This window comes from Nostoc sp. UHCC 0870 (genome assembly GCF_022063185.1).
In the GTDB taxonomy this organism is placed as follows: domain Bacteria; phylum Cyanobacteriota; class Cyanobacteriia; order Cyanobacteriales; family Nostocaceae; genus Trichormus.
Genome location: NZ_CP091913.1, coordinates 108,316 through 134,521 on the forward strand (window position 1 = coordinate 108,316; position 26,206 = coordinate 134,521).

Sequence of the window (26,206 nt, forward strand, 5' to 3'; positions counted from 1 at the left end):
CGCATATAACTAGATATTTTTGCCTAATTATCAACAGCAAATATCTCAAAGTCTTATTTCATCGTACAGAATAGCTAATTTAAGATGATTGCATTTAGTGGCTACAGCCTAGCCAAACAAAGGCTTTGACTGTTTTCGGAGATGTCTAATTTCTACCTAGCTTGGCATCAAGGAAATACTGAAGAAGTCAGTCTTAACCATCTTGACTTACCCCAACGCTTGCAAGCTGTAATTAAAAATGACTCTCAACTTAGCCAAAACATTCACTTAATCTGTATCGACACCAGTAAATTCATCGAACCAGATAACCCAGCCAACAAAATTTACACTGCAATTGTCAAAGCTGGCTGTCCTAAATGTTCAGATGGTACGCCGAGAACAATAGACATCTCCAAAATAGTATTATTCTGTGATAAAAGAACATTAAAGCGTTATTTTGACACAGAAGCATGAGCAATATACTGAATTACATTGAAGAGAATCCTAAACAAACCCAAAGGTTAATAGGTCTGGAATATGAACAGTTACAACAATTAATCATAAATGGGGAAAGATTATATCATGAAAAAAAAGCTTTACTGGAATCTAAGAAAGTGAGAATTATTGCTGGTGGAGGAGGTCGGAAACCAAAATTATCTATTTCTGAACAAATCATTTTAACTTTAGTGTATCTCCGACATCTGACAACCTTTCAACTTCTAGGTATTCAGTTTGAAGTAAGTGAGTCTACAGCCAACGATACGTTTAACTATTGGTTGCCTAACTTGCGAGAATTACTGCCATCAAGTTTGCTTGAACAAGTAAAAAAAAACGCTTCTGACTATGAAGTAGTAAAAGAAATGCTCACAGAATATGAATTAATAGTAGATAGCTATGAACAAGTCAGAGAAAGACCTAGAGACAATGATGAACAAAAGAAATATTTTTCAGGTAAGAAGAGTAATCATACATTTAAAACTCAAATGATTATTTTACCTGATGCTAGTGATATCGTTGATGTTGTGGCAGGTGAACCTGGTCCAAAAAGCGATATAACTTTGTTCCGAGAATATCGTTCAGAGTTTGATGCCAAACAAAGATTTAAAGGAGATAAGGCATATCTTGGAGAAGATTTAATTACAACTCCAATTAAGAAACCAAGAAATCAAGAACTAACAACTGAACAGAAAGAACAGAACAAAATATTTTCATCTAAACGAATCTTTGTTGAACATCGAATACGGTCAGTCAAAATCTTTCGAGTTGTCCAAGAGAGATTTAGGTTAAATACCCGCAAATATAAGCAAGTAATTTTGACGATTTGTGGGCTAGTAAGGTTACGGATTCGAGGGCTAATATTACCATTAGAAATATCAGCTATATCATCAGGTTAAAATTATCGCATATAACTAGATATTTTTGCCTAATTATCAACAGCAAATATCTCAAAGTCTTATTTCATCGTACAGAATAGCTAATTTAAGATGATTGCATTTAGTGGCTACAGCCTAGCCAAACAAAGGCTTTGACTGTTTTCGGAGATGTCTAATGGCGGAACTCCAAACCTATTGGGATTTGCTAGAAACTGATAAGCGGGTGGTTTTAGTGTTTCACCCAGGCGCAACTAATAATAAAGGTGAGGAGACATACAGCAATGTGTTTCTCAACGCCATCAGCAAATTTGATGGTGCGATTTGTTTGATTAGCGACCCTATACCAGACTACAAAACCCTCAAAGTCTTTACACACAGCCAATCAGTTGATGAAATTTTAGAATGGTTGGCTTGTAGTTGATTATCTTTGTGCGTTATTCACGACAGTTGGAATTATTCTAAACTAGACATAACTGTGTAAATTTTTTCCATTATTTGACTTTTACAGGCAATGAAACAGTGTTTTTATAACGATGTAGAAACATGATTGAAACAAACCGGAGCTAATCTGAATAATGTCCAATAACTTATACGATCGCGACTTGCAATATTGGATCGAGCAAACGATTCAACAGTTGCGGAATCGTGAATTTGAATCACTCGATATTGAGAATTTAATTGAGGAACTAGTTGATTTGGGTAAAGCGGAGAAAAATGCTTTAAAGAGCAATTTGACTATTTTGTTAGCACATTTACTCAAGTTAATGGTTCAACACGATGTACCTGATATGATGAAAGGAAGTTGGTACAGTTCGATACTAGAACATCGTCAACGAGTGCTGAATAATTTGTCAGATACTCCTTCTCTCAAAAATTTTTTGGTAGAAGCAATAGAAAAAGCTTATGCTGATGGTCGAAAGTTGGCGATAAAAGAAGGTAAGCTAGCTAAATTTGGGGTTAGTGTCCCAGAGGAAAGTGAGTATCCAATAGTTTGTCCTTTTTCAGTTGAGCAAATTCTCGATGAGGATTTCTACGGGCTGTAATCGCTACCAGTAGACAGATGAATAAATTCAAAATTCAAAATTCAAAATTCAAAATAAATACAAATCCCATACTATTAACAGCACAACTCAAACTTATCTAGAAATCCCTACTCAAACTGCTTGCTCGTCCAAATGCCATTTTCTCCTAAGATGACAAGAGGTAGTTAATCAATCTAAAATTCATCATGCCCAAATATGTGATGTGGGGTTCTTACTGCGAAGACGTTTTGGAAAAACGCGCACCTTACCGTGAAGCACACTTAGACGGTTTAGCCAAACAAAAAGAATCTGGTGTGCTAATTACAATTGGCCCTACTAAAGATGTCACCAAAGTTTTTGGTCTTTACGAAGCTGAAGATGAAGCCACTGTGCGCCAGCTAATCGAAAATGACCCCTACTGGCAAAATGGTATTTGGACTGAATACTCTGTGAAAGAGTGGATTCAAGCTTTTTAGGTTCATCACACATATAATACTTGGTACATTAAACATCTTATAATGTGCCAGTTTTATTATTGTCTACTACGAGAATATTTTTTAAAGAAATATAAAAGATTACGGCTTATAGTAGATGCTATTGCTGTTTTGTTAATGCCATTATGCAATAGTGACGTTAATAAAATAGTTGCAGTTGTCTACACTTAAAATAACAACATCTACTACATCTGCAACAGCAAAAATTGCGATTTTGCTCTAACTGTAGATGTTTTCACAAAGTGAACCCTATGAAAAAAATCTTCAAACGTGCATTTCTACCCAGCCTCATGGCTGCAAGTTTAGCCAGTGTTACCTTGCTTCCAGCACAACCTGCGGCTGCTGATGATAAAGTCCTAGAAGATGCCTTAATTGGTGCTGGTGCTAGTGCAGTAACTGGAATTTTTACCCGATGCGGTTCTGTCGCCAACAATGCTATTAAGGGTGCGGTGGCTGGTGCGGCTGTGAACGGTGCTAATGGATTGAGACGCGATCGCCAAAACCGTAATTTAGGTCAAGATGTGGTTGTAGGTGCTGGTGCTAGTACAGTGGCTGGGGCGGTAATTGGTGGTTGCAGAAGACCAGGAAGTAATGCTATCAATGGTGCAGCCGCAGGTACGGCCGTTCATATTAATAGCAACAGAAAAAAAAGATAATTTCTTTTGATAGAATCTCAATATCTAATATCTAGAACCCCGGTTTCTTCAAGAAACCGGGGTTCTGTAGAAACCGGGGTTCTGTAGTAGTAGGAAATATTACCACTTCTCTAATCTAACCCTTCAAAGCCTTTCTGAAGTTACTCCGATAAGATTTATTGGCAACAAATAAAACCGGCCATAACAAAGATAAACCAATGCGATTGGGTAAAGATTGGGAAAAATTAGTCCGTGTAAAACCATTCCAAAATTTCCAAACACCACCTGCATAAACCACAATTAAAGCAACAATCAATAACTTCATCGGCCATCAACTCCATTAGTTAGTGACAAAATTCATGATAAGTATTACTACATGATGTAGGCATCTCATAACTAACATCAATACACCAATATTTAACCTCTGAGTTAGTTCATCATAACCTTTGCCCTTGAAATTGTAGATTATTCTAACCATCATAGCTATTTAAGGTTTAACCACAAATTATAGCGGTTATCGTTTTAGTGAGGTAAAAGAACCCCACCCCCAACCCCCTCCCCGCAAGCAAGGAGGGGCCATGATATAACTCATGTGATTAAGAAACGCTATATATCTATTGCCACGATAGAACAACACAAAGATAGCAAATTCAGGTATAAAAGATATACAGAGTATTATTTAATTTCTATATTACTTTTTCCTGCTTCCTGGTTGTCTCTCAAGCTAACATAATGAAACTTGAGCAGTAGGAACATCTTAAGGACTTACGCATGAAAACGCAAAATCAAGGATTTGGGCAAGGGGTGCAGGGGTATAGGGATGTAAGGGTGTAGGTGTTTAAAAAACTTACAGCCTTACAGCCTTACACTCGCAAATTGCCAAAATTATCGTTGTATAAGTTCTGATATTTTGGTAGCAAGTGTTTGATTGGCATAAACACTTATACTGATTTCTCACTAGATGTCTCTAGCGGAAGTTCCTCAACAATCAGTGTTTGTAGGAGACTGGAGAAAAACACAATATACTCTCACAGGTTTGCAACCAATATATGGCTGTAAAAGGTTAAGGAGGATTTATGCGTGCAGTGCTGATGGCAGGCGGTTCGGGAACGCGACTTCGCCCGTTAACTTGTGATCTACCAAAACCGATGGTGCCGATTCTGAATCGACCCATTGCTGAACATATTATCAATTTACTCAAAAGACATCAAATTACGGAAGTGATTGCAACCTTGCATTATTTACCTGATGTCTTGCGGGATTATTTTCAAGATGGCAGTGATTTTGGCGTACAAATGACCTACGCCGTGGAGGAAGACCAACCTTTGGGGACAGCAGGTTGTGTCAAAAATATCGCCGAACTTTTGGATGAAACTTTTTTAGTGATTAGCGGTGATAGTATCACAGATTTTGATTTAACAGCTGCGATCGCTTTTCACAAACAAAAACAATCGAAAGCTACGTTAATTTTAACTAGAGTGCCTAACCCCATTGAATTTGGGGTAGTCATCACCGATGAAACAGGTAAAATTAACCGCTTTTTAGAAAAACCCTCTTCCAGTGAAATCTTTTCGGATACCGTCAACACTGGTACTTATATTCTCGAACCAGAAGTTTTAGAATATCTACCAGATCACACCGAATGCGACTTTTCTAAAGATTTATTCCCCTTGCTGCTGGCTAAAGATGAACCCATGTACGGTTATATCGCCCAAGGTTACTGGTGCGATGTCGGTCATTTAGATGCCTATCGTGAAGCCCAGTATGATGCTTTAGAACGGAAGGTAAAACTTGATTTTGCCTACAAACAAGAAATGTCTGACTTGTGGATAGGACAAAATACTTATATTGACCCCTCCGCCCATATTGAAACCCCAGCCTTGATTGGGAACAACTGCCGCATCGGTGCTAGAGTCCAAATTGAAGCGGGAACTATCATTGGGGATAACGTCACCATTGGGGCTGATGCCAATCTCAAGCGTCCGATTGTCTGGAATGGGGCAATTATCGGTGATGAAGCCCAATTGAGTGCCTGTGTCATTTCCCGTGGAACTCGTGTAGACCGCCGCGCCCATGTCTTAGAAGCAGCTGTAGTTGGTTCTTTGTCTACGATTGGGGAAGAAGCTCAAATTAGCCCCGGTGTCAGAGTTTGGCCGAGTAAAAAAATCGAATCGGGGGCAATTTTAAACATTAACCTGATTTGGGGTAGCACTGCCCAGCGTAACTTGTTTGGGCAACGGGGTGTGCAAGGATTAGCTAATATCGACATCACCCCAGAATTCGCCGTCAAGTTGGGTGCTGCTTATGGTTCTACCTTAAAGCCAAAATCTAAAGTAGCTGTCTCCCGCGATCAACGCAACGTCTCCCGCATGGTTACAAGGTCATTAATTGCGGGTCTGATGTCAGTGGGTGTAGATGTGCAGAACCTTGATGCGACAGCCATTCCCATTGCGCGGACAGTCATACCCAACATGAAAATCACAGGAGGTATTCATGTCCGGGTACACCCCGATCGCCCAGACTATATTCTGATAGAATTCATGGATGGTAAGGGGATTAATATTTCCAAAGCCCTAGAGAAGAAAATTGAAGGGGCTTTCTTTAAAGAAGATATGCGCCGCGCCTTGGCGCATGAAATTGGTGATGTTGCTTACCCCAGTCAAGTCATTGACCTTTACTGCACAGCTTTTGAAAAACTATTACACGTTTTCACCCTCCGCAATAGTCGAGCGAAAGTGGTGATTGATTACGTGTATGCGGTGTCTGGAGCAGTTTTACCGCAAATGTTAGATAAATTTGGTGCTGATGCTGTTGTTCTCAACGCCAGTTTAAATAAAAATGCTGTAACTACCACTGACCGCGAAGCACTCCTGACGCAGTTAGGTCATGTGGTGGAAGCTTTGAAAGCTAATTTTGGTGTGCAGGTATCAGCCAACGGCGAACAGCTGATTTTAGTAGATGAGTCAGGTTTTGCAATTCGGGGTGAACTGTTAACCGCCCTGATGGTAGATATGATCCTCACCTCTAACCCCAGAGGGACGGTAGTTGTGCCGGTGCATTCATCCAGTGCAGTGGAACAGGTGGCGCGTCGTCATGATGGGCGGGTGATTCGTACCAAAGCGAACCCAACCGCATTAATGGAAGCTTGCCAGAAAAATGCCAATGTGGTGCTAGGGGGTAGCGGTGATACTGGCTTTATCTTCCCGCAGTTGCATCCCGGCTTTGATTCCATGTTCTGCATCGCCAAAATTATTGAGATGTTGACCATTCAGGAGCGATCGCTGGCTACTGTCCGAGCCGAATTACCCCGTGTCATTCACAAAAACTATACCATTCGCTGTCCTTGGTCAGCTAAGGGTGCATTGATGCGCTACTTAGTGGAAACTCACCCCGCCCAAAACCTCGAACTCATCGATGGCGTGAAAATTCGCCAACCCTTCGAGGATAGTTGGCTGTTAGTTCTACCTGATGCGAGTGAACCATTAGTGCATTTGTATGCAAACAGTAACGAACGCGATTGGGTGGATGAAATCGTCAGAGATTACCGTTCCCGCGTGCAAACCTTTGTAGAAAGACAGCAGGAATATCACCCGGCGGAAGTTTGAATATTTCCTAGTCGGGTAATTGCGATCGCCTCTAGCTTGATACGCTGGAAGCGATCGCCTGATCGTCGAAACTAGCACATCCAAAAGCTAAAGAACAATTCCCCACAGAATTAGTGTCAATTTATACTATTTTAATTTTCTTTAGTCGATATACTCATGATTAGGTTCTACCTGGGAAATGTGAAGTGGCTTTGCCACTTCTTTTTATGTGTGCAGTTACTTGAGAAAAAGTGAAAAGTGCTGACTCCAAAAAAACCACTCAGCACTCACTACTCATTACTCACTACTCATTACTCACTACTCAGCACTCAGCACTCAGCACTCAGCACTCACTACTCACCACTCAGTCATTAGTCGTAGCATCCCGCCATTTTTCTTGATTTTCTTTCATCTCCGCTTCAGGCGATCGCGCTAATAACCAAGTTTTCCATCGCAAGGGTTTTTGTCTTTCTACGTGACTAATTAACTGCATAATAGACAAATCAGCTTTGATGGGATTCTTCAAATCAAAGTTAATCGCTTGTAAAATTGCAGCATCATCTTCGATAAAGTGGTGAATAAATATATTAGTCAGCCACAGAATAAAGCGATTTAATAACCAACCCCCAAATCCCTGACGTTTCTTAGTTAAAAATATACTCTGAATCTGAGATTTACCATTATCAAGCATCCGTATTGTAAACATGATATATAAATGCAGTAAATCTGGACCTACAGTTATTGTGAATGTACTGCCATACCAATAGGAAATACTATAAATATTATTTTGATGTAAAGGACGCAGCAATTTAAACAACTTTTTATCTTTATTATTGCGGCTATGCTTAGTAAAAATAATAGCATTTTGACTAATTTCTTGTCTTTCAAAACCAACATCTAACGGTAATTTATGAATAGTAAGAAAGTGTTGAACGTCAATGAAATTAATCATGACTACATGAGGATGACAGTTCATTACTAACCGAGAACCAAGAACACTTTCACACTCATTAAACTCTAATTCTGGCACAAAAGGTATAGGTTGTCTGGGACTTTCGCCAGTCCAAATCCAAATTAATCCATATTTTTCAACGGTAGGCCAAGTTTTTAACTTTAAGGGGAGAGGTTCTTCTAAACAGGGAATTTCTACACATATTCCCTGATTGTTAAACTTCCAGTGGTGAAAAGCACAACGGATATCATTACCTTCTACTTTACCTTCTGCAAGGTCAGCACCCATATGTGGACAGTAGGCATCAACAATCACTGGTTGTCTGTCTTCACCACGATAAATTACTATTTTTCTCCCTAAAATTGTCATAGGTTTTACTTCACCTATAAGCAAGTTTTTAGAAGGTATTACCCAATACCATCCTTCAATGAAGCGTTCGGGATTATTGAAAGTTTTAGGGTTGCGAATTGGTTGAAGAGACTGAGAGTTATCATCCATTTTTAATGTTTCACTGATGAGTGAAGCGGTTGCTCTACCAATAACATGAGGATTTTTTAAAAACAGTTATTTTGAGTACGTTCACAACCCCGCTTTCTTAAAGAAAGTGGGGTTATTGATGATAAATAATTATGGAAATGGTATAAATATTTTCTAATCAAAAAGAATCCTGATTCCTTACAGAAATCGGGATTCTAAAATTTGGCGGAATATCATTTCTGCTTGATTGCTTATGAAACGCGAAGAACCCCACCCCGCCAAAGCTACACTTTGTCTCCCCTCCCCGTTTACGGGGAGGGGTTGGGAGTGGGGTTGACTGTGCGAACAGTGTCGAAAAAATTAGCTGGCGGGGTAGCCAGCAGCCGCTAAAGCATCCTTAATAGCCGTTTCTGATGCTTGTGACTCTACATTAACCAGCTTAGTCTGAGGATCTGCCTGAACGATCGCCTCAGCATCAACGGTTTTAACTGCATTAGTAATCTTGCCTGCACAAACAGAACAAGCCATGTTGGGAACTGTGAGTTGGATTGTCATAGATTTACGGAAATTCATTCAGTAGTTTGAGGTTTAATCAAATCCATGCCCTAGATAGGATTAAAGCTCAAATGGCAACATAGACAGATAGTTGATGCAACAATGATGCAAAAATTTAGTTTAACTCAATTTGCTTTTGCCTTGATTAAGGCTAAGAGTTAACTTGAAATGCCCGTGGTAGCGACTTGTGGCGGGCTGCTGTAGTCAACTATGCTAGGACGACTCCAGAAATAGCGATCGCGCCTAAATACTTGACTAATTAAACCATAACCTACAACTCTAAACATAGAGAAAGTAGGGACGAGAAATAATCCTCATCCCTACTTCCCAGTCTCAGTTACTCGCTTTGACTGCAACTTGATAAAATTTTGAATTGATTAGCGTCTTCTGCCAAAACCAGTTGAACGACGGGCTGGAGAACGACCACTACCAAAACTACTACTGCTAGGACTGCGTTTGGTGGTGCTAGATTGACCAGAGGGTCTTAAGGTGCTGCTACCAAAACCAGAACCAGAGGGGCGGTTTGTGCGTGTTGTAGAACGCACATTGGAATCACCAGATGACCGTCTAATTGTCCCTGTAGTCCTAAAGGCGGTGCGATTTCTCACTGCTGCTGGTGCTGAATTATAGCGAGTGCGGTAACTGTCAACAGCTTGGTCATAAGTTCTACCATAGCCGCCGTAGCCAGTGATTAATCCTCCTGGCTGATATACGGGAGGTACATAATATTGGGGTCTAAATAACAGGCTACCCAGTGCTTGTCCAGCCAACGCACCAGTAAATGGGGCCCAAAAGCCACTTTCTCGACGAACTACAACTGTTTCTTGCTGTCCAGTATTAGGATTGGTTTTTTTCTCGGTGACGTTGTGGACATACTCAATTTTAAAGTCTTCTGTCAAGTATAAAACTGGCTGTCCGTTGTCTACCTTCAGATAGGTTTTCTTTCCTTCTTTAATTTCATCATCAGTTAGCCTGGCCATTTGCAAATTTTCAGTTGCAAAAGTTGGGGGTGTGCTGTTGAGTAAAAATAAAGTGTACTCCCCAGAACCATCATCATAAGTGGCTTGTTGGACTGAGTATTGACCATCACTCAATTTGGTAGGTGCAGAAGTTTGGCTGACATTCCTATTTGTAGAGGTAGTTTGGTTTCCTCCTCCACAAGCGACGGTTGTCAAGCACAAACTCACGGCTAAAAAGAAAACGGTAAATTTGCGTAGTATGGACATGATCATGACATTGTTATCTTATCTTTGAGCTTAACAAGTTATTAGTGGAGTTAGAAGGTGACAGGGGATAGGTGACAGGTGACAGGAGATAGGGATGGTTACAAAGGTATCAACTCTGGATAATATTGCAAGAGCTGATCATTAGTTAGTTCATCGCCTAACCGTGCTGGGGAGAAATGTACTTGGATAGCTTTGAGTTTGCGGTTGTAATGTAAATTGATTAAGGCTTTCAACCCTTCCTTCAATGCTTGAATATTAGCTAAGTCTGTTTCTAAATCCGGTACTTCTCCTTCAAAAGCCACTGTGATCATCACTACAATGTTGCGTGTGGCGGGGATGTATACAGGCTGGTCTGAAGGAGAATTCAACTCTAAATCAGCACCGTATCTTTCCGCAGAATCGCTAAATAAATCATTGACGAAATCACCTGCTTCGCCTTCATTCCAGAAGACATCACCTTCGTTAGACGCAGAAAGCCAGTATTCATCATATCTCACTAGAGTTTCGCACAGGTCTACTAAGCCCTCTCCCATAACTTGCATATCGCCCTCGCTTGCGATCGCATCTCTAGCTATCCTGTTTAATTCTCCCAAAATTGGCGCAACATCCGACCCCGCTAAATGCAGAAATAAGCGACAGACCACATAGCGAGTCCGACCCATCATTTTGTTGAAGATATTCGACATCTATTCTTTCTCCCATAGGAATTGCAAAAAATAAGGGTATAGGGGTAAAGAGATTTCCCTCCCCTGTCCCCTGTCCCCTGTCCCCTCTTATTCGATATAGTGAAAAGTGTTGACAAAATCAATCACTATATTTAAGGCAGGTAGTGTAGGTTTAGCTGAGTTATCTAATGAATCACCTAAAAAGTTAACATGATCACCAGCACTAACAAAGCGTTTACCGAAATTCGGGTTGTGATGTACTATCACAGTCTGACCACGGGAATTAGTTAATATTGTTTGGGTGGCGACTTTAAAGAAATTAATTTTAGCTGCTAACGCCAGATTTTTTTTTCCTTGTCTAATTTTCTGTGCTTGAGCTACAGTTTGTTCTATCAGCGTGATTAATTCCTGCACCCGTTGGAGTGTTTTTAGCTCTAGGGGAGATATATCTTCTTTTACTATTGTTTCTAGCATAGTGTAAATGTTGTGTTGGGTATGGACAGCATCCCTGAAGGGAAGAATCGCCATACAAGCTGTAGGTAATAAAGCTGTGTCGCTATCAACTCGGAAGGTTAGCACTGTACGACGGCGGCTAACTTCGATACTGGGGGGGTGTTGACACAGTTTATATTCTTGAGCGATGTGATAGTAAGCACCAGCTAAAGCAAAGTGGGCTTCTGATTCTAAGGGTGCGTCAATAACAATACAAATAGTTGGGGGTGTTTCGTTGAAAAAATCTCTTGCATCTTCGGTATCGAACCTTTGAATAATGGAGCGATCGCCATCAGGACTTAGATCCACCCATTCACATATTAAACCATCAGTTTTCAAGCCAAACCGGGATGTAGAATAAAGTTTTGCCCCAGTGAGAATGGCACTGCTTAAATCCGCACCGATCCATTCTGCTTTAATTAATTTGGCTTGAGTTAAGTTGGCATGGACTAAACTGGCATTGGTGAAATTAGCATTACTTAAGTCTGCTCCTACTAAACTAGCACCGCTCAATTTTGCACCGCTTAAGTCTGCCCAACTTAGATTAGCACCATTCAAATCTGCCCAACGTAGGTTAGCACCATTCAAATCTGCACCACTGAGATTAGCATGAGCTAAATTTACCTGTTTGAGTTCAGCATCTCGCAAGTTGGCACTACTTAAGTCAGCTCGACTTAAATCAGCACCGTTCAGGTTAGCCATTTCTAAGTTAGCTCCACCTAAGGAACTACCTTTTAACATCGCTCCTGTAAGGTTGGCGTGGCGCAGGTCAGCATGGCGGAGTGTGGCTTCGCGTAAGTCAGCACCGTTGAGGTTAGCTTGAAATAAATCAGCACGGCTCAGTTCAGCGCGAATCAATTCAGCACGTACTAATGAAGCTCCTCGCAATTGAGCGCGGCTGAGATCAGCACGAATTAAATTAGCGACATTTAGACAGGAATGATTGAGGATAGCACTTGTGAGATTTACACCACTAAGTCTAGCTACATTTAATTTGGCATGGCTCAAGTTAGCTTCGCTGAGATTTGCACCACTCAAATTAGTCACACTCAAATTCGCTTGACTAAAATTTGCTCCACTGAGTTTAACTCCACTCAGGTTAGCTTCCGAAAGGTCAACACCACTAAAGTTGATTACTCCGTCCGCGTATTGTTGCAGTAATTCCTCTACATTCATCGATGCTACCCTTAAGTCAATAGTCAATGGTCATTAGTCTAAAAACACAACCACCACACCGTATTTAACTTTGCTTATGGCATCAGTCCTATATATTGTTATCCAGGTGGGCGGAAAATAATAAAAAATTAACTTGCACGATTGAAAATGAAAATTGGGATTTTAGGACTAGGATTGATTGGTGGTTCATTGGGTTATGATTTGCGATCGCAAGGTCATCATGTTTTGGGAGTTACTCGCAAGGAATCTACTTGTCAAACAGCAATAGCTTTAGGTAGCGTCGATGCAGCATCTGTCAACATGAGCCTGTTAGCATCCGCAGAGGTTGTGTTTATTTGTACGCCTATCGGACTTATTGTTCCCCAAGTTGAGCAGTTAATTAAGCATTTATCTCCGACTACGGTGATTACTGATGTCGGTTCAGTCAAAGCACCTATAGTCAAAGCGATTTCGCCTATATGGTCAAATTTTATTGGTGGTCATCCAATGGCGGGAAATACTGATAGTGGTATTGAAGCAGCCCAGAGAAATTTATTTGTTAGTAGACCCTATGTATTAACACCAGAGCCGCACACCCCACCTGATGCTGTGGTAGTTGTGGAAGAAATTGTGCGATCGCTCGGTGCTAATATTTATCATTGTCAACCAGAGCAACACGATCGCGCTGTCAGTTGGATTTCCCATTTACCTGTGATGATTAGTTGTTCTTTGATAGCCAGTTGCATGAGTGAAACTGACCCAGAAGTTTTACAATTAGCTCAAAATCTAGCTAGTTCTGGTTTTCGAGATACTAGCCGTGTCGGTGGCGGTAATCCAGAGTTAGGTGTGATGATGGCGCAATATAATCGCCAAGCTTTGTTGGTTTCATTGCAACAATATCGCCAAAATCTTGATGAATTAATTAATTTAATTGAGCAGGAAAATTGGACAACTGTAGAAGCAAAGTTACATTCAACCCACCAAGCAAGACTTGATTTTGTTGGTTAGGTATAAGAACCCCACCCCCAACCCCTCCCCGCTTGCGAGGAGGGGCTATGATGTACTTCATCTGATTTGGAAATACTATCAAAAGATAATTTTGTTAGTTAATTAAATATTATTTGCGGCAAACTTTACTAAATTATCTTTTCGCCATTGGGCATCTTTTTGACGATTTGTTCGCAACTCCAAAACCCGGATTCCTGTACTTGGCAATGGGTTTAATCTTTGCTGTAACTGCTGCCAAGAAGTAATTAACTCATGCTGTACACTATACGTAGCGCATAATTGAGCAAAATTAATATCTTGGGGAGTGCCAAAATATTCTTCAAATGGTGGGTCGAATTTGGCGATAGGTAACATTTCAAATATGCCGCCGCCATTATTGTTAATTAATATAATTGTCAGGTGTCCTACAAATTTATTTCTAATTAAAAAACCATTAGTGTCATGCAATAAAGCTAAGTCTCCTGTTAGCATCACACTACTTTGATTATGGTGGGCAATTCCTAAAGCGGTGGATAATATACCGTCAATGCCATTTGCGCCTCGGTTAAAATGCGATCGCACTCCTAAATTATTCGGTTTCCAGAAATATTCTACATCCCGCACAGGCATACTGTTGGAGATGAACAATGGTGTCCCTGGTGGTAGGGTTTGAGAAATTAACCAGGCGGCTTTACATTCAACTAATTCTTCCATTTGTGTAAAAGTTGCGTCCACATTCTCCCTAACTTTGGCTTCAGCATCACACCACATCCGCAAATACTCAGAAGAAATTGAGGAAAATTCTTCTACCTTGTCCAAAAGTTGCTCAACTCCCATTCTTAAATGCGTCGTCCTCCCATGCAGGGGGTCGAGGTTTTGGTCACTGGGGTCAATTATCCAGCGTAGGGGTTGGTAGATATCTAACCATGTACGCAGTTCTTTGCTGGTTGGCATATCGCCGATTTGAATTACCATCTCAGGTGCTAGCTGTTCGGCTAGTTGCTGATTGCGTAAAATCAGGTCATAGGTAGAAATGAGATAGGGGTTGAGTTCAGCATAATTCCTGACGGGGGAAAGTCCCTCAGCTAGCACAGGCCATTTGAGGGTTTGGGAAAGTCTAGCGATCGCTCTACAATATTCATGTGGTTGATATGGTTGGGCAACTCCAGCAATAATGATTCCTCGGTCAGATTGGGGATTGGGTATTGGGTATTGGGGATTAGGGATTGGGGTAAGATTTGTAATGCTGGCGAAGAATTTTTCTGGGTGGAAGTTGGCTAATAAATGACTCAAGTCAGCACCATCGGGAATGGGTGCTAGGGGGTCACGGAAGGGAATATTTAAATGTACTACTCCTGGTGTTGGGGTTTTGGTTCTTTGCCAACTATGAATTAGTGTTTGTCGCAGATATGCTAACATTCCCATCTCTGGTACTGGTATGGCTAACTCAGTTTGCCAGTTTGGGTAACTACCATAGAGTTTTACTTGATCTATAGTCTGTCCAGAATGACAGTCTCGCAATTCTGGCGGTCTATCGGTGGTTAATATTAATAATGGGACGCGGCTTTCTTTCGCTTCTATGACGGCTGGGTAAAAGTTCGCCCCCGCAGTCCCAGAGGTGCAAACAATCGCTACAGGACGACCGGTGGCTTTGGCGACTCCCAAGGCGAAAAAGGCGGCGGAACGTTCATCGAGAATGGAAATTGCTTCAATATCAGGTGTTTGTTGGGCAAAGGCGACTGCTAGGGGTGTGGAACGAGAACCAGGACAAATGACTACACAAGTCAATCCCAGCCGCTTGAGTGTTTCGGTGAGGATATAAGCCCAAAGTTGATTAATATTTTTATCGGCGAACCGCATCACATCGGACATAGGTATAATTCGTAATTCGTAATTCGTAATTTAGAGATTTGAAAATGGACTGTATTTATTTAACGGGAATTCGTTGCTATGGCTACACTGGGTATCTACCAGAAGAACAGGTGCTAGGACAATGGTTTGAGGTGGATGTGAGGTTATGGCTGGATTTAGCTCAAGCTGCTGAAAGTGACGCGATCGCTGATACTCTAGATTATCGTGGTGTTATTAGCTTGATTCAACATCTGGTAAAAACTTCTAAGTTTGCTTTAATTGAACGGTTGGCGGGTGCGATCGCTGATTCTATCATTCAAGAGTGCGATCAAATCACACAAGTTCAAGTTATAGTCACCAAGCCGGCTGCGCCTATTCCAGATTTTGGCGGCAAAATTAGCATTGAACTGACTAGGAATAGGTGACAGGTGATAGGTGATAGGTGACAGGTGATAGGTGAGAGGGAGATACCCCGCATTTCTCACAAATAGTAGGGGCGGGTTCACAGATATACTCGAATCATTCACGAAGATTTCGCTCAACCCGCCCCTACGGACTCTGGACTGAGGTTGCAAGAATTGGTGAGAAATCCGGGATACCCCTAATTTAAATTAGGGAATTTTAGCTCTTATTGGATTGGTGATAATTGCGAGATTTGAAAAACCCCGGTTTCTAGGAGAACCCGGGGTTTTTATTTGTTAAGAATATTTTTATTTTTGCATAGTTAATTTTAAATATAGCGTTTCCTAATCACATGAGATATATCATAGCCCCCTCCTCGCTTGCGGGGAGGGGGTTGGGGGTGGGGTTCTTGTACCTCACTAAAGCGAGAACCGCTATATGTTGTGATATATACAATTTTTTAGTATTAATTATTGCTGGTCTTACTAACACCTTGTAATTAAAAATGATTTGTTTATTTAAGTTTAAGGAGAAATCCCTTATTAAATATAAATTTAATTTACACTTGATACTTAAAATCAGAAAACTTTATTTCATAAACCTGATTTAATCACCTCTATAATAGTGAATCTTTTTACGATTTTAAAATAGCTCTTCCAAAATGATTCCATAGTTTAGTCAAGCAATTACACCGATATTTTAGAGATTGACTATCATATAATTATTCACTTTCAGATAGAGTTGACTGAACAACAATATCTGAGCCTTAGCAGATAGGTGATTTTAATATGCACCCCCGCAAAATCCTAGTTGTTGAGGATGAAAGACTCCTAGCATTCAATATTAAACATAGTTTACAAAAGTTAGGACATAATGTTCTAGAGATTACAGATTCGGCTGAAAAGGCAATTAAAAATGTAGCAGATCATCACCCTAATTTAGTATTATTTGATATCTGCTTGTCAAGAGAAATTAATGGTATACAGGTAGTAGATATTATCCAAAATAATTTTCATACACCAGTATTATATATAACCGAGTATTCGCAATATATCCAATTACATAAACATCAATTAAGTCAACCTTTCAGTTATATTTTGAAGCCTATCAGAGAAACAGACTTACATCTTTCTGTGGAAATGGCTGTAGAGAGATATCAAAGCCACAGAAAATTACAAATAGAAAAACAAAAAATGGAGGCAATTATTAACAGCATGGGTTGTGGGGTAGTTGTCACCCTGACTGATGGTTGTATTCAAATGATGAATCCAATAGCAGAAAAACTCACAGGTTGGCAACAAAACGAAGCTGTGGGTAAGGATTTTACGGAAGTTTTGAGTTTAGTTGATCAGGATATGGACGAATTGATAAAGAATTTAGCGAAACAGTCAATCCAAGCTGGTGAAGTGGTGAATTTACCAGAAAACTGTATACTGATTGCTAAAGAAGGTCAGGAAATCCCAGTTGGAGATAATATTGCACCTATCCACGATCGCGATGGTAGTATTACTGGTGCAGTGTTGCTTCTTCAAGACATTACTCAACGCAAGCTCACGGAAATACAACTACTCCGCAATGCTATTTATGATGGACTGACAGCACTACCCAATCGAGTTTTATTTTTAGATCGCCTCAAACAAGCCGTTGAACGTAGCAAACGCCGCAGCGATTATCGTTTTGCAGTGCTGTTTCTAGATTTAGATGGTTTCAAGGGCATTAACGATCGCTTTGGTCACGGTATGGGCGATGATTTTTTAGTAGCGATCGCTAGACGCTTAGAATCCTGTGTTCGCAGTGGGGATACTGTAGGGCGATTTGGTGGCGATGAATTTGCTGTGTTGTTGGAAGATATTAAAGACATCAATGACGCTATCAACGTCGCTAAACGCATTCAAGATACCCTGGGTTTACCGCTTAATCTCAACGGTCATCAAATATATACAACAGCTAGCATTGGTATTACTTTAAATCATGGTGGCACTGAGGAAGCAGAAAGTATACTCAGGGCTGCTGATCATGCCATGTACCGTGCCAAACAGCAAGGAAAAGCTCGTTATGATGTATTTCATGAAGCTGCCAATCGTTAGTAGTGCTATACATATCAATGTGCATAATTATACGCCTGAATAGGGTGATAAGGCTAAATTTTTCGTTCCTTCAGCCAGGAGAAAGCGATCGCAGAGGTTAAACATTTCTAACTCCGTCTGCGTCCGTCGCATCAATCGCAGAAACTGACCTTCAGCATCAACACTCAGAGCAATATAGTTAAGGAACATTTTCAGGTAGCCTACCCGCGATCGCTCTAGCATAGTTGAGGCTGTGGGAGTTTGCCATAAACGATCAATATATTTGCGTACCTCTACTAAAGGGACAGGTGTAATTGGCTCAAAGCGCAAAGCCTGGCGAATTTGATTAAAAAGCCAAGGATTCCCGATCGCCCAACGTCCCACCATCACACCCGCCGCCCCCGTTTGAGCCAGCACTTCCAGGGCAGTTGTCGCCGAGTAAATATTACCATTAGCAAGCACTGGACAATCAACCCGTCTGACTGCTTCCGCAATCAAATCATATTTGACTACCCCGTGGTACATATCTTTCACCGTGCGACCATGCACACTTAGTAAATCAATGCTGTGGCGATTGACTATATCTAATATTTCATAAAAAGTATCTGTATTTTCAAAGCCTACGCGCATCTTGACAGTTAAAGGGCGATCGTTCACTGCTTGCCGTAATTCTCCCAAAATCCGATTCACTTTTTCTGGTGAGAGTAGCAATCCACCCCCAACATTTTTGCGATAGATTCTTGGTGCTGGACAGCCCATGTTTAAGTCAACTCCAGCGATATTATAGCGACAGAGTTCTTTTGCTGTTCTGACTAAATCGGGAATGCTTTCGCCAATCATTTGAGCAAAAACAGGGCGGCCGGTATCGTTTTCGGTGATTGCTGCCAGAATGCTACGATTGAGCCTTGAGGTATCATTCACACGAAAATATTCGGTGAAGAAGTAGTCAGGACTACCGTAGTGGGCAATGATTTTCATAAACCAGAGGTTTGTCACATCCTGCATGGGTGCAAGAGCGGTAAAGGGTAAGTCTTTTTGGAGCAATTGGGGGAGCGATACCTGGGACATAGAGATTACAGCGTTCAAGAAAGCATAATACCAATTCGCAATTCGCAATGGGCTAACGCCCCGCTTCGCTAACGCAATTCGCAATTGCTTAAAAATATATGATCGAAAAAACAGAAAAACAAAAAATGCTAGCAGGCGAACTATATTTAGCAGATGATCCAGAATTAGTTGCTGATCAAAAGCGGGCTAGTCGCCTCCTACAAATGTATAATGCAACCACAGTAGAACAACCACAACAACGCCAGCAAATTTTAAAAGAACTGTTTAGTAAGGTTGGAGAAAAAATCACCATAGTACCGCCATTTCATTGTGACTATGGTAGTCATATTTCCGTAGGCAATGGTGCGTACATGAATTATGGTTGTGTAATTTTAGACTGTAATCAAGTCGAAATTGGTGAAAATGTCTTGTTAGCTCCCTACGTCCAGATTTATGCGGCTTACCATCCCACAGAACCAGAAATTCGGCTGACTGGGAGAGAATTAGCAGCCCCCATTAAAATTGGTGATAATGTTTGGATTGGTGGTGGTGCAATTATTTGCCCAGGAGTCACCATTGGGGACAATACTACAATTGGTGCTGGTAGTGTAGTTGTGAAAGATATACCAGCAAAAGTTGTTGCCGTGGGTAATCCTTGCCGGATAGTGCGGTATTTACCTTAAAATTAAAACTTGTAGCCTCTAGCTAGCCAATACATCCAATCTGCGATCGCTTCTTGAGTGTCATCATCTGCGTCAATTGCTTCTATGTCAGACAGTTTGGCAGAATGTATATCATCCTCCTTACCCCCAATATAAGCAACTTCCACATACATATCTTTTAAACAATCATCCTCTGGGGCCATTCCCAAAACTTCTACTGGCTTCTCCTCAATGGTAGAAGTTTTCCGTGACTTCTTCTTCCACTTACCCATAAAGGGAAACTCCAAAGTATCATCTAGGTAATAATACCAACCCATTGCCCGATCTTCTTTATCCTCCGCATCAACAATAATTTCTTGTTCAATGCGATTTTCCCTGGTTTCGTCGCGTTCTACACTAGCCATAAAAACCCAGCCTGATCATTATACAGTTTGATATATTAATCGTTTTGGCAATGACTGTCGAGAAGCCTTAAGCATCAGTGAAGATCAATTTTGTATTTTCTGGCTTACCCAATTACGGAATGACCTAATCATGGGAATTTCACCCATGTTCAGACTTTCTGCTAAAAATCGAGGAATTTCAGTTGTTAGGGGGAGATTGGCAAAAGTTGGGGAGACATCACAAGGGACATAGACACCACCACGTAACTGATAAATTTGCATTATCGGTTCGTCATACCGCCAAACCTCTGGAACACCCAAAGCCATATAAATAGGTAGTCTTTCAATCGACGCGCTGGTGTAGTCTACCTCGATTACTAAATCTGGAGGGGGATCTTGCATCAAGTCAAGATGCCGTTTTTGCCGCATCACAGGTTCATTTTGCAGATAAAAAGCTGAATCTGGTTCTACCCCCCGCAGTAAATCTGGACGTTTGCAAGTTGTTGAACCAATGCTTTTGATATTGAGGTTGAGTACCTCCGCTAAAACAAAAACTAGATGTTCTAATAATCTATTGTTATGCTCATGGGGCATTAAAGGAGTCATAATTTCCAGCGTTCCCTGATCATAAGCCAGCCGCGCAGCACGATGATCTCCCATTTCTGCCAGTATAGTTTCAAAGGTCTGCCAGCTAATATTGGGCAGCATAACCCGTTGGGAATTGCTGGGTACTGTAGTCACCATAGGACTTAACCTCAGTTTTTCTACCAAGATATCAACAAATTGCCTGGAGGTTAGCAAGACAATCTACAGTTTAGTTTATACTACTTATAGTATGACTAGAGGTAGCATATGGCTAAAATCTCTATCTCATTGCCAGATGAATTATTAACTTACATTGACGGAAAAGTTAAAAATCGCAGTGCTTTGATTGAAACTCTTTTAAAGCAATGGCAGCAGCAAAAAGAAGATGAAGCATTGGCAATTGCTTGTTCTGTAGTCGATGAATTGGCATTAGGGTGGGAAAGCGTAGATACCTGAACTTGTAGAGACGCGATTTATTACCCCTGTCACCTGTCACCTGTCACCTTTCATATACTGAAGCGATCGCCTAAACTCTATACTAATTTTTATGAGTATTATCGTCTTCGGCAGCATCAATATAGACTTAGTAGTAACAGCTCCTCGATTGCCTGTTGCTGGTGAAACATTAACCGGAGAAGAATTTTTTAAAATTCCTGGCGGTAAAGGTGCAAACCAAGCAGTAGCACTGGCGCGGCTGGGAATTCCTACCCACATGGTAGGACGTGTAGGCGCAAACAGTTTTGGTGCAGAACTAGTTCAACATTTGCAAGATACTGGTGTAAAAACTCAAAATATCTTCGCCGATGAAAACGTCAGTTCAGGAGTAGCAATCATCACTGTAGATCATCACGGTGAAAATCACATCATTGTCATTCCTGGTGCTAATGGACACGTCAATCAAGAAGATGTAGGGCGATTATCCCAGCTATTACCAACAGCTAAAGCACTACTTTTACAACTAGAAATTCCGATTACTGCGGTGGTAGCAGCCGCCAAAGCCGCACACAATGCCAATATTCCAGTAATTTTAGATCCTGCCCCAGCACAATCTGATTTACCAGCAGAACTTTATCCCTTGGTAGATATTATTACACCCAATGAAGTAGAAGCCGGACAATTAGTGGGTTTTCCTGTAGATGGTGAGGAAGCAGCCGCCAAAGCTGCCGAGGTGTTATTGCAAAGGGGAGTGAAAAGTGCGATCGTTAAATTAGGCGCGAAAGGTTCTATCTGCGCCACCCCTGAAGAAACTTTTTTTGTTCCAGCATTCCCAGTTGACGCAGTTGATACCGTAGCGGCTGGTGATGCCTTTAATGGCGGTTTAGCCGCCGCACTTTATCACGGACTTTCTTTACGTCAGGCTGTTGTCTGGGGTACAGCAGCAGGTGCTTTAGCCGCTACAACATTAGGCGCACAAACTTCTTTACCTGATAAGTTTACATTTGATGCCTTTTTGAAGGAACGGGGAGTAACTAATAACTGATGATACCTAATGCCTAATTCCCAATATCCTCATTCCATAACTCAGGGTTTTTAGTAATAAAATCACTCATCATCTGTTCGCATTCATTCAGATTTAGATCAATTACTTCTACCCCGTGGGACACCATAAACTCTTTCGCACCGGGAAAAGTTCTGGATTCTCCAGCAATCACTTTTTTTATCCCAAACTGCACGACAGCCCCAGCGCATAAATAACACGGCATTAGGGTTGAATATAATGTTGTACCTCTGTAAGTGCCAATTCTACCGGCATTGCGGAGACAATCGATTTCGGCATGGGTAACAGGATCACCATCTTGCACACGTTTATTGTGTCCCCTACCGAGAATCTTACCGTCTTTGACAAGAACAGAACCAATCGGAATTCCCCCTTCTTGTCTGCCTTGTTTTGCTTCTTGAATCGCAGCTTGCATAAATTCATCCATACTTTCTTGTCTCCTAATATGAACAAACAACTGGTATTAATGGATCATGATGGCGGTGTAGACGATTATCTAGCGACTATGCTGCTGTTGACAATGGATCATATTGAACTTCTAGGCGTTGTAGTCACACCTGCTGATTGTTATGTGCAGCCAGCCGTTAGTGCTACACGTAAAATTATTGATTTGATGGGATTCTCTCACATACCAGTTGCAGAAAGCACAGTTCGCGGAATTAATCCTTTTCCTCGCTTATATCGCCGTGATTCGTTTATTGTTGACCATCTGCCCATTCTCAACCAAAACGAAACTATCAAAACGCCTTTGGTTGCAGAAACAGGTCAAGATTTTATGGTGCAAGTCTTGCGTGAAGCATCAGAACCAGTAACTCTCATGGTGACTGGGCCTCTGACAACGGTAGCTGTAGCTTTAGATCAAGCACCAGATATTGCAGCCAAAATCAAGAAAATTGTCTGGATGGGGGGTGCTTTGAATGTTCCTGGTAATGTCGAAAAAAGCCTAGAATCTGGACAAGATGGTTCTGCTGAATGGAATGTTTATTGGGATGCAATTTCTGCGGCGCGGGTATGGGAAACCCAAATTGAAATTATTATGTGTCCTTTGGATTTAACCAACAATGTGCCGATGACATCAGATTTAGTCCAGAAAATGGGGAGACAACGCCACTACCCTATTTCTGATTTAGCAGGACAATGTTATGCCTTAGTCATACCCCAAGATTATTATTTCTGGGATGTGTTAGCAACCGCTTATTTAGGACACCCAGAATTTTATCAATTGCGTGAGTGGGAAACGGAAATTATTACCACTGGTATTAGTCAGGGGCGTACTAGAGTTGTCCCTGGTGGGCGAAAGATTTTAGCGATGGATGAAGTAGATAAAGATGCTTTTTACGCCTACATTTTGCACCAGTGGGCAAGGTAACTTTTGACCTTTAACTTGACGGATGTACTCACCACTCTCCCCTAAATATTGCTTTTAATACAAACTTTATTTGTGAAGTACCTCAGAAAAGCTAAACTAATCAGATAAAAACGTTACCTGCCGAAGCCATGAGCCTCTGCATAAACCCCCGATGCACCAATCCACAGAATCCTGACAATCTCCTATTTTGTCAAGCTTGTGGTTCAGAGTTACTCTTAGAAGGATGTTATCGAGTAGTAAGTGTTCTAGGCTGGGGTGGCTTTGGTAAAACTTTTGTTGTCCATGACGCACGCACTCAAACAACTAAAGTCCTCAAGATTTTAACTAATCATCATCCAAAAGCGATCGAGTTATTTCAAAGGGAAGCAGAGGTCTTAACTCACCTCAATCATCCTGGTATCCCTAGGGTCGAAGCCAATGGTTACTTTATCTATTTTCCTAGGAATAGCCAAGAGCCATTACACTGCCTAGTAATGGAAAAAATCGAAGGATTAGATTTAGGCGCGTATTTAACCCAAAGAGAATATCGACCCATTGACCAAAAATTAGCCCTTCAATGGCTGAAAGAAGCAGTCATAATTCTTCAGCAAGTTCACCAACAGGGTCTATTTCACCGGGATATTAAACCATCTAACATTATGCTACGGGCAGATGGTCGTTTAGCATTAATTGACTTTGGTACAGCTAGGTCAATTACCCAAACCTACATTGCCAAGCAATCTATTGGACAAGTTACAGGCGTAATTTCCGCAGGTTATACACCATCAGAGCAAATTAATGGTCAGGCTGTGCAACAATCGGATTTTTTTGCTTTAGGTCGGACTTTTGTTTATTTGCTGACTGGAAAAGAACCAACTAACTCACTAATTTATGATGGTTACAGTGATGAATTGCGCTGGCGTGACCACACAAATATATTACCGCAGTTTGCAGATTTACTAGACCAAATGATGGCGCGTTTACCTAATCAACGCCCTCAAAATACTCAGCTAATTTTGCAAAAATTGGCAGAAATTGACAAAGTTTTACACCCACCTGTGATTACTGACCCGCCAAAAATTCCCAGGCGGCGTTTAGTAAAGGTGTTTGGTTTTGGTGGAATCGGATTACTGGGGTCAGCACTTTTATATACAGTTCTTCCTAAAAATAAATCAACTATTACTGTTTCTAAATTAGCAGGTAGTGACTATACAACTATTGCTGAAGCCATTGAAAATGCCCAAGCAAACACACGTATTGTTGTACAGCCTGGGTTATATTTAGAAGGTTTGGTGATTAACAAACCACTAGAAATTATGGGTGAAGGTTCTACCGCAGATATTGTGATTGAAAGTCAAAATTCAGATTGCATTCTGATGAAATCTGACTATGCTAAGGTTAGTGGTTTGACGCTGCGCTGTACGGCTGGTAAGAATAACAAAAAATTCTATGCTGTGGATATTCCTCAAGGACAATTAGTTTTAGAAAATTGCAATATTACCTCTGATTCTTTGGCTTGTGTAGCTATTCATAATCCCACGGCTAACCCTATTATCCGTCAATGCGAAATCCATGACAGTAAAGCTAGTGGTGTATTTGTTTATGATAATGGTCAAGGAACTATAGAAGACTGTTATTTTTTTAATTCTGCTTTATCAGGTGTCACCATCCAAGAAGGTGGAAACCCCACAGTTCAAGGTTGCAGAATCCGCGATGGTGGTATTCTCATCGATAAAAATGGTAAAGGAAATATCAGCAATTGCGAAATTTTCAATACAACATTAGGTGCAGGTATAGAAATACGTAAAAATGGCAATCCTTTAATCGAAAAATCGGAAATTCGGGATGGTAGAGGTGGTGGTATTTTAGTAGATAATAATGGGCTAGGAACGATTAAAGAATGCAATATATTTAATAATACTTTATCTGGTATAGAAATTAGAAATGGTAGCAATGTTGTAATTAGAGATTGCAAAATTAATCGGAATCAAGAATATGCTATATATATCCATAACCAAGCTATAGGTACAGTTGAAAACTCTGATTTAACAGGTAATGTGCGAGGGGTGTTTGAAATTGATGATACTTCTCAAGCACAACGGAGTGATAATCAGGAATAATTTTAATTCGTAATTCTTAGTTATAATTACTATTGCCTTTCTATAGCGGTTCTCGCTTTAGTGAGGTACAAGAACCCCACCCCCAACCCTCTAAGAGCAAGCAATGAGGGGGCTATGATATAGCTCATGTGATTAGGAAAAGCCATAACAGTAGTATTTTTATGAACGATATTCCCCAAATCGGACAACCAGCACCTGATTTTTCTAGCCCAGACCACAATGGCGATATTGTCAGTCTTAATGATTTAAACTCTCAATGGGTTGTGATTTATTTTTACCCTAAAGATGATACTCCTGGATGCACAACAGAAGCAACAGATTTTACAGCATTGCATCAGAAATTTAGTGAATTAGGAGCAAAAATTTTAGGGGTAAGTCCAGATTTAGGTAAAGTCCATTGCAAATTTATTGATAAACATAACTTGTCTATTACATTATTAAGTGACCCAGAACATCAATTGATTGAAGCTTATGGTGCTTGGCGTTTAAAGAAGTTTATGGGCAAAGAATATATGGGTGTAGCACGTTCCACTTTTTTAATTTCACCTGATCAAATTATTGCCTATGCTTGGCCAAATGTTAAGGTCAAAGGTCATGCCCAAACAGTGTTAAATAAATTGCAGGAATTAGCGGCTAATTAAACTAACT

The 26,206-nt window shown here is 40.8% G+C and carries 28 protein-coding genes; 16 read left to right on the plus strand and 12 right to left on the minus strand.

Going from position 1 to position 26,206, the window contains the following annotated elements:
• The first annotated feature begins 141 nt into the window (after positions 1-141).
• The 6 genes from L6494_RS00440 to L6494_RS00465 all read left to right on the plus strand — a co-directional run bounded on the left by L6494_RS00440 (position 142) and on the right by L6494_RS00465 (position 3,524).
• Positions 142-453, plus strand: coding sequence for an NACHT C-terminal alpha/beta 1 domain-containing protein (locus L6494_RS00440; RefSeq protein ID WP_237990936.1), 312 nt, complete (start codon positions 142-144; stop codon positions 451-453).
• Positions 450-1,373 carry a transposase gene (locus L6494_RS00445; protein WP_237988802.1) on the plus strand — a complete coding sequence of 308 codons (924 nt, stop codon included), beginning with the start codon at positions 450-452 and terminating at the stop codon, positions 1,371-1,373. Before L6494_RS00440 ends, L6494_RS00445 begins: the two co-directional genes overlap by 4 nt.
• Before the next feature lie 154 nt (positions 1,374-1,527).
• Positions 1,528-1,773 (plus strand): NACHT C-terminal alpha/beta 1 domain-containing protein, encoded by a 246-nt coding sequence (locus L6494_RS00450; RefSeq protein ID WP_237990937.1) that lies wholly within the window; start codon positions 1,528-1,530, stop codon positions 1,771-1,773.
• 154 nt (positions 1,774-1,927) lie between these two features.
• On the plus strand, positions 1,928-2,395 hold the full coding sequence (locus L6494_RS00455) for a DUF29 domain-containing protein (protein ID WP_237990938.1): 468 nt from the start codon (positions 1,928-1,930) through the stop codon (positions 2,393-2,395).
• A 185-nt stretch (positions 2,396-2,580) separates the two neighbouring features.
• On the plus strand, positions 2,581-2,850 hold the full coding sequence (locus tag L6494_RS00460) for a YciI family protein (RefSeq protein WP_237990939.1): 270 nt from the start codon (positions 2,581-2,583) through the stop codon (positions 2,848-2,850).
• 269 nt (positions 2,851-3,119) lie between these two features.
• The gene (locus tag L6494_RS00465; RefSeq protein ID WP_237990940.1) at positions 3,120-3,524 is read left to right on the plus strand and encodes a hypothetical protein; all 405 of its coding nucleotides are present in this window, start codon (positions 3,120-3,122) and stop codon (positions 3,522-3,524) included.
• 115 nt (positions 3,525-3,639) lie between these two features.
• Here L6494_RS00465 and L6494_RS00470 read toward each other — a convergent pair whose 3' ends face one another.
• Positions 3,640-3,828 carry a hypothetical protein gene (locus L6494_RS00470; protein WP_237990941.1) on the minus strand — a complete coding sequence of 63 codons (189 nt, stop codon included), beginning with the start codon at positions 3,826-3,828 and terminating at the stop codon, positions 3,640-3,642.
• A 751-nt stretch (positions 3,829-4,579) separates the two neighbouring features.
• Here L6494_RS00470 and L6494_RS00475 point away from each other — a divergent pair.
• Positions 4,580-7,108, plus strand: a complete 2,529-nt coding sequence (locus tag L6494_RS00475) for a mannose-1-phosphate guanyltransferase (protein WP_237990942.1) — start codon at positions 4,580-4,582, stop codon at positions 7,106-7,108.
• Positions 7,109-7,451: 343 nt separating this feature from the next.
• Here the strand turns inward: L6494_RS00475 and L6494_RS00480 are convergent, their stop codons facing one another.
• From L6494_RS00480 to L6494_RS00505, 6 genes are all read right to left on the minus strand, one after another.
• Complete coding sequence (locus L6494_RS00480) at positions 7,452-8,537, minus strand: aromatic ring-hydroxylating dioxygenase subunit alpha (RefSeq protein WP_237990943.1); 1,086 nt, start codon at positions 8,535-8,537, stop codon at positions 7,452-7,454.
• 339 nt (positions 8,538-8,876) lie between these two features.
• Positions 8,877-9,071: a heavy-metal-associated domain-containing protein gene (locus tag L6494_RS00485; RefSeq protein ID WP_237990944.1), complete on the minus strand. Its 195-nt coding sequence runs from the start codon at positions 9,069-9,071 to the stop codon at positions 8,877-8,879.
• A 158-nt stretch (positions 9,072-9,229) separates the two neighbouring features.
• Entirely contained in the window at positions 9,230-9,358 is a 129-nt protein-coding gene (locus tag L6494_RS00490; RefSeq protein ID WP_237990945.1) for a potassium-transporting ATPase subunit C, read from the minus strand.
• Between the two features lie 90 nt (positions 9,359-9,448).
• Entirely contained in the window at positions 9,449-10,303 is an 855-nt protein-coding gene (locus tag L6494_RS00495) for a hypothetical protein (protein WP_237990946.1), read from the minus strand.
• Between the two features lie 92 nt (positions 10,304-10,395).
• Positions 10,396-10,983, minus strand: coding sequence for a DUF1517 domain-containing protein (locus L6494_RS00500; protein ID WP_237990947.1), 588 nt, complete (start codon positions 10,981-10,983; stop codon positions 10,396-10,398).
• Positions 10,984-11,070: 87 nt separating this feature from the next.
• Positions 11,071-12,630, minus strand: coding sequence for a pentapeptide repeat-containing protein (locus tag L6494_RS00505; RefSeq protein ID WP_237990948.1), 1,560 nt, complete (start codon positions 12,628-12,630; stop codon positions 11,071-11,073).
• 147 nt (positions 12,631-12,777) lie between these two features.
• Between L6494_RS00505 and L6494_RS00510 the strand changes: the two genes are divergently transcribed.
• A complete protein-coding gene (locus L6494_RS00510; protein ID WP_237990949.1) occupies positions 12,778-13,617 on the plus strand; it encodes a prephenate/arogenate dehydrogenase in 840 nt (279 codons plus the stop codon).
• A gap of 102 nt (positions 13,618-13,719) precedes the next feature.
• Here the strand turns inward: L6494_RS00510 and menD are convergent, their stop codons facing one another.
• A complete protein-coding gene (menD, locus tag L6494_RS00515; protein ID WP_442946999.1) occupies positions 13,720-15,456 on the minus strand; it encodes a 2-succinyl-5-enolpyruvyl-6-hydroxy-3-cyclohexene-1-carboxylic-acid synthase in 1,737 nt (578 codons plus the stop codon).
• Positions 15,457-15,512: 56 nt separating this feature from the next.
• Between menD and folB the strand changes: the two genes are divergently transcribed.
• Entirely contained in the window at positions 15,513-15,872 is a 360-nt protein-coding gene (folB, locus tag L6494_RS00520) for a dihydroneopterin aldolase (RefSeq protein WP_237990951.1), read from the plus strand.
• 765 nt (positions 15,873-16,637) lie between these two features.
• Complete coding sequence (locus L6494_RS00525; RefSeq protein WP_237990952.1) at positions 16,638-17,936, plus strand: diguanylate cyclase domain-containing protein; 1,299 nt, start codon at positions 16,638-16,640, stop codon at positions 17,934-17,936.
• Positions 17,937-17,963: 27 nt separating this feature from the next.
• On the opposite strand, the gene L6494_RS00530 is transcribed toward L6494_RS00525, so the two are convergent.
• Positions 17,964-18,983 (minus strand): tRNA-dihydrouridine synthase family protein, encoded by a 1,020-nt coding sequence (locus L6494_RS00530; RefSeq protein ID WP_237990953.1) that lies wholly within the window; start codon positions 18,981-18,983, stop codon positions 17,964-17,966.
• 101 nt (positions 18,984-19,084) lie between these two features.
• Here L6494_RS00530 and L6494_RS00535 point away from each other — a divergent pair, with 101 nt between their 5' ends.
• Entirely contained in the window at positions 19,085-19,645 is a 561-nt protein-coding gene (locus tag L6494_RS00535) for a sugar O-acetyltransferase (protein WP_269139287.1), read from the plus strand.
• A 2-nt stretch (positions 19,646-19,647) separates the two neighbouring features.
• Here the strand turns inward: L6494_RS00535 and L6494_RS00540 are convergent, their stop codons facing one another.
• Together L6494_RS00540 and L6494_RS00545 are read right to left on the minus strand one after the other, a co-directional pair.
• Entirely contained in the window at positions 19,648-20,028 is a 381-nt protein-coding gene (locus L6494_RS00540; RefSeq protein ID WP_237990955.1) for a calcium-binding protein, read from the minus strand.
• Between the two features lie 84 nt (positions 20,029-20,112).
• Positions 20,113-20,751, minus strand: a complete 639-nt coding sequence (locus tag L6494_RS00545; protein WP_237990956.1) for a Uma2 family endonuclease — start codon at positions 20,749-20,751, stop codon at positions 20,113-20,115.
• A 108-nt stretch (positions 20,752-20,859) separates the two neighbouring features.
• On the opposite strand from L6494_RS00545, the gene L6494_RS00550 reads away from it, so the two are divergent.
• Both L6494_RS00550 and rbsK read left to right on the plus strand, forming a co-directional pair.
• A complete protein-coding gene (locus L6494_RS00550) occupies positions 20,860-21,048 on the plus strand; it encodes a ribbon-helix-helix domain-containing protein (RefSeq protein ID WP_237990957.1) in 189 nt (62 codons plus the stop codon).
• A gap of 91 nt (positions 21,049-21,139) precedes the next feature.
• Positions 21,140-22,072, plus strand: a complete 933-nt coding sequence (gene rbsK / locus L6494_RS00555; protein ID WP_237990958.1) for a ribokinase — start codon at positions 21,140-21,142, stop codon at positions 22,070-22,072.
• Positions 22,073-22,085: 13 nt separating this feature from the next.
• Here rbsK and L6494_RS00560 read toward each other — a convergent pair whose 3' ends face one another.
• Entirely contained in the window at positions 22,086-22,517 is a 432-nt protein-coding gene (locus tag L6494_RS00560) for a nucleoside deaminase (protein WP_237990959.1), read from the minus strand.
• Positions 22,518-22,535: 18 nt separating this feature from the next.
• Between L6494_RS00560 and L6494_RS00565 the strand changes: the two genes are divergently transcribed.
• From L6494_RS00565 to bcp, 3 genes are all read left to right on the plus strand, one after another.
• Complete coding sequence (locus L6494_RS00565; protein ID WP_237990960.1) at positions 22,536-23,459, plus strand: nucleoside hydrolase; 924 nt, start codon at positions 22,536-22,538, stop codon at positions 23,457-23,459.
• Positions 23,460-23,587: 128 nt separating this feature from the next.
• Positions 23,588-25,558, plus strand: coding sequence for a right-handed parallel beta-helix repeat-containing protein (locus tag L6494_RS00570; RefSeq protein WP_237990961.1), 1,971 nt, complete (start codon positions 23,588-23,590; stop codon positions 25,556-25,558).
• Positions 25,559-25,719: 161 nt separating this feature from the next.
• Complete coding sequence (gene bcp / locus L6494_RS00575; protein WP_237990962.1) at positions 25,720-26,199, plus strand: thioredoxin-dependent thiol peroxidase; 480 nt, start codon at positions 25,720-25,722, stop codon at positions 26,197-26,199.
• Positions 26,200-26,206: the final 7 nt, after the last annotated feature.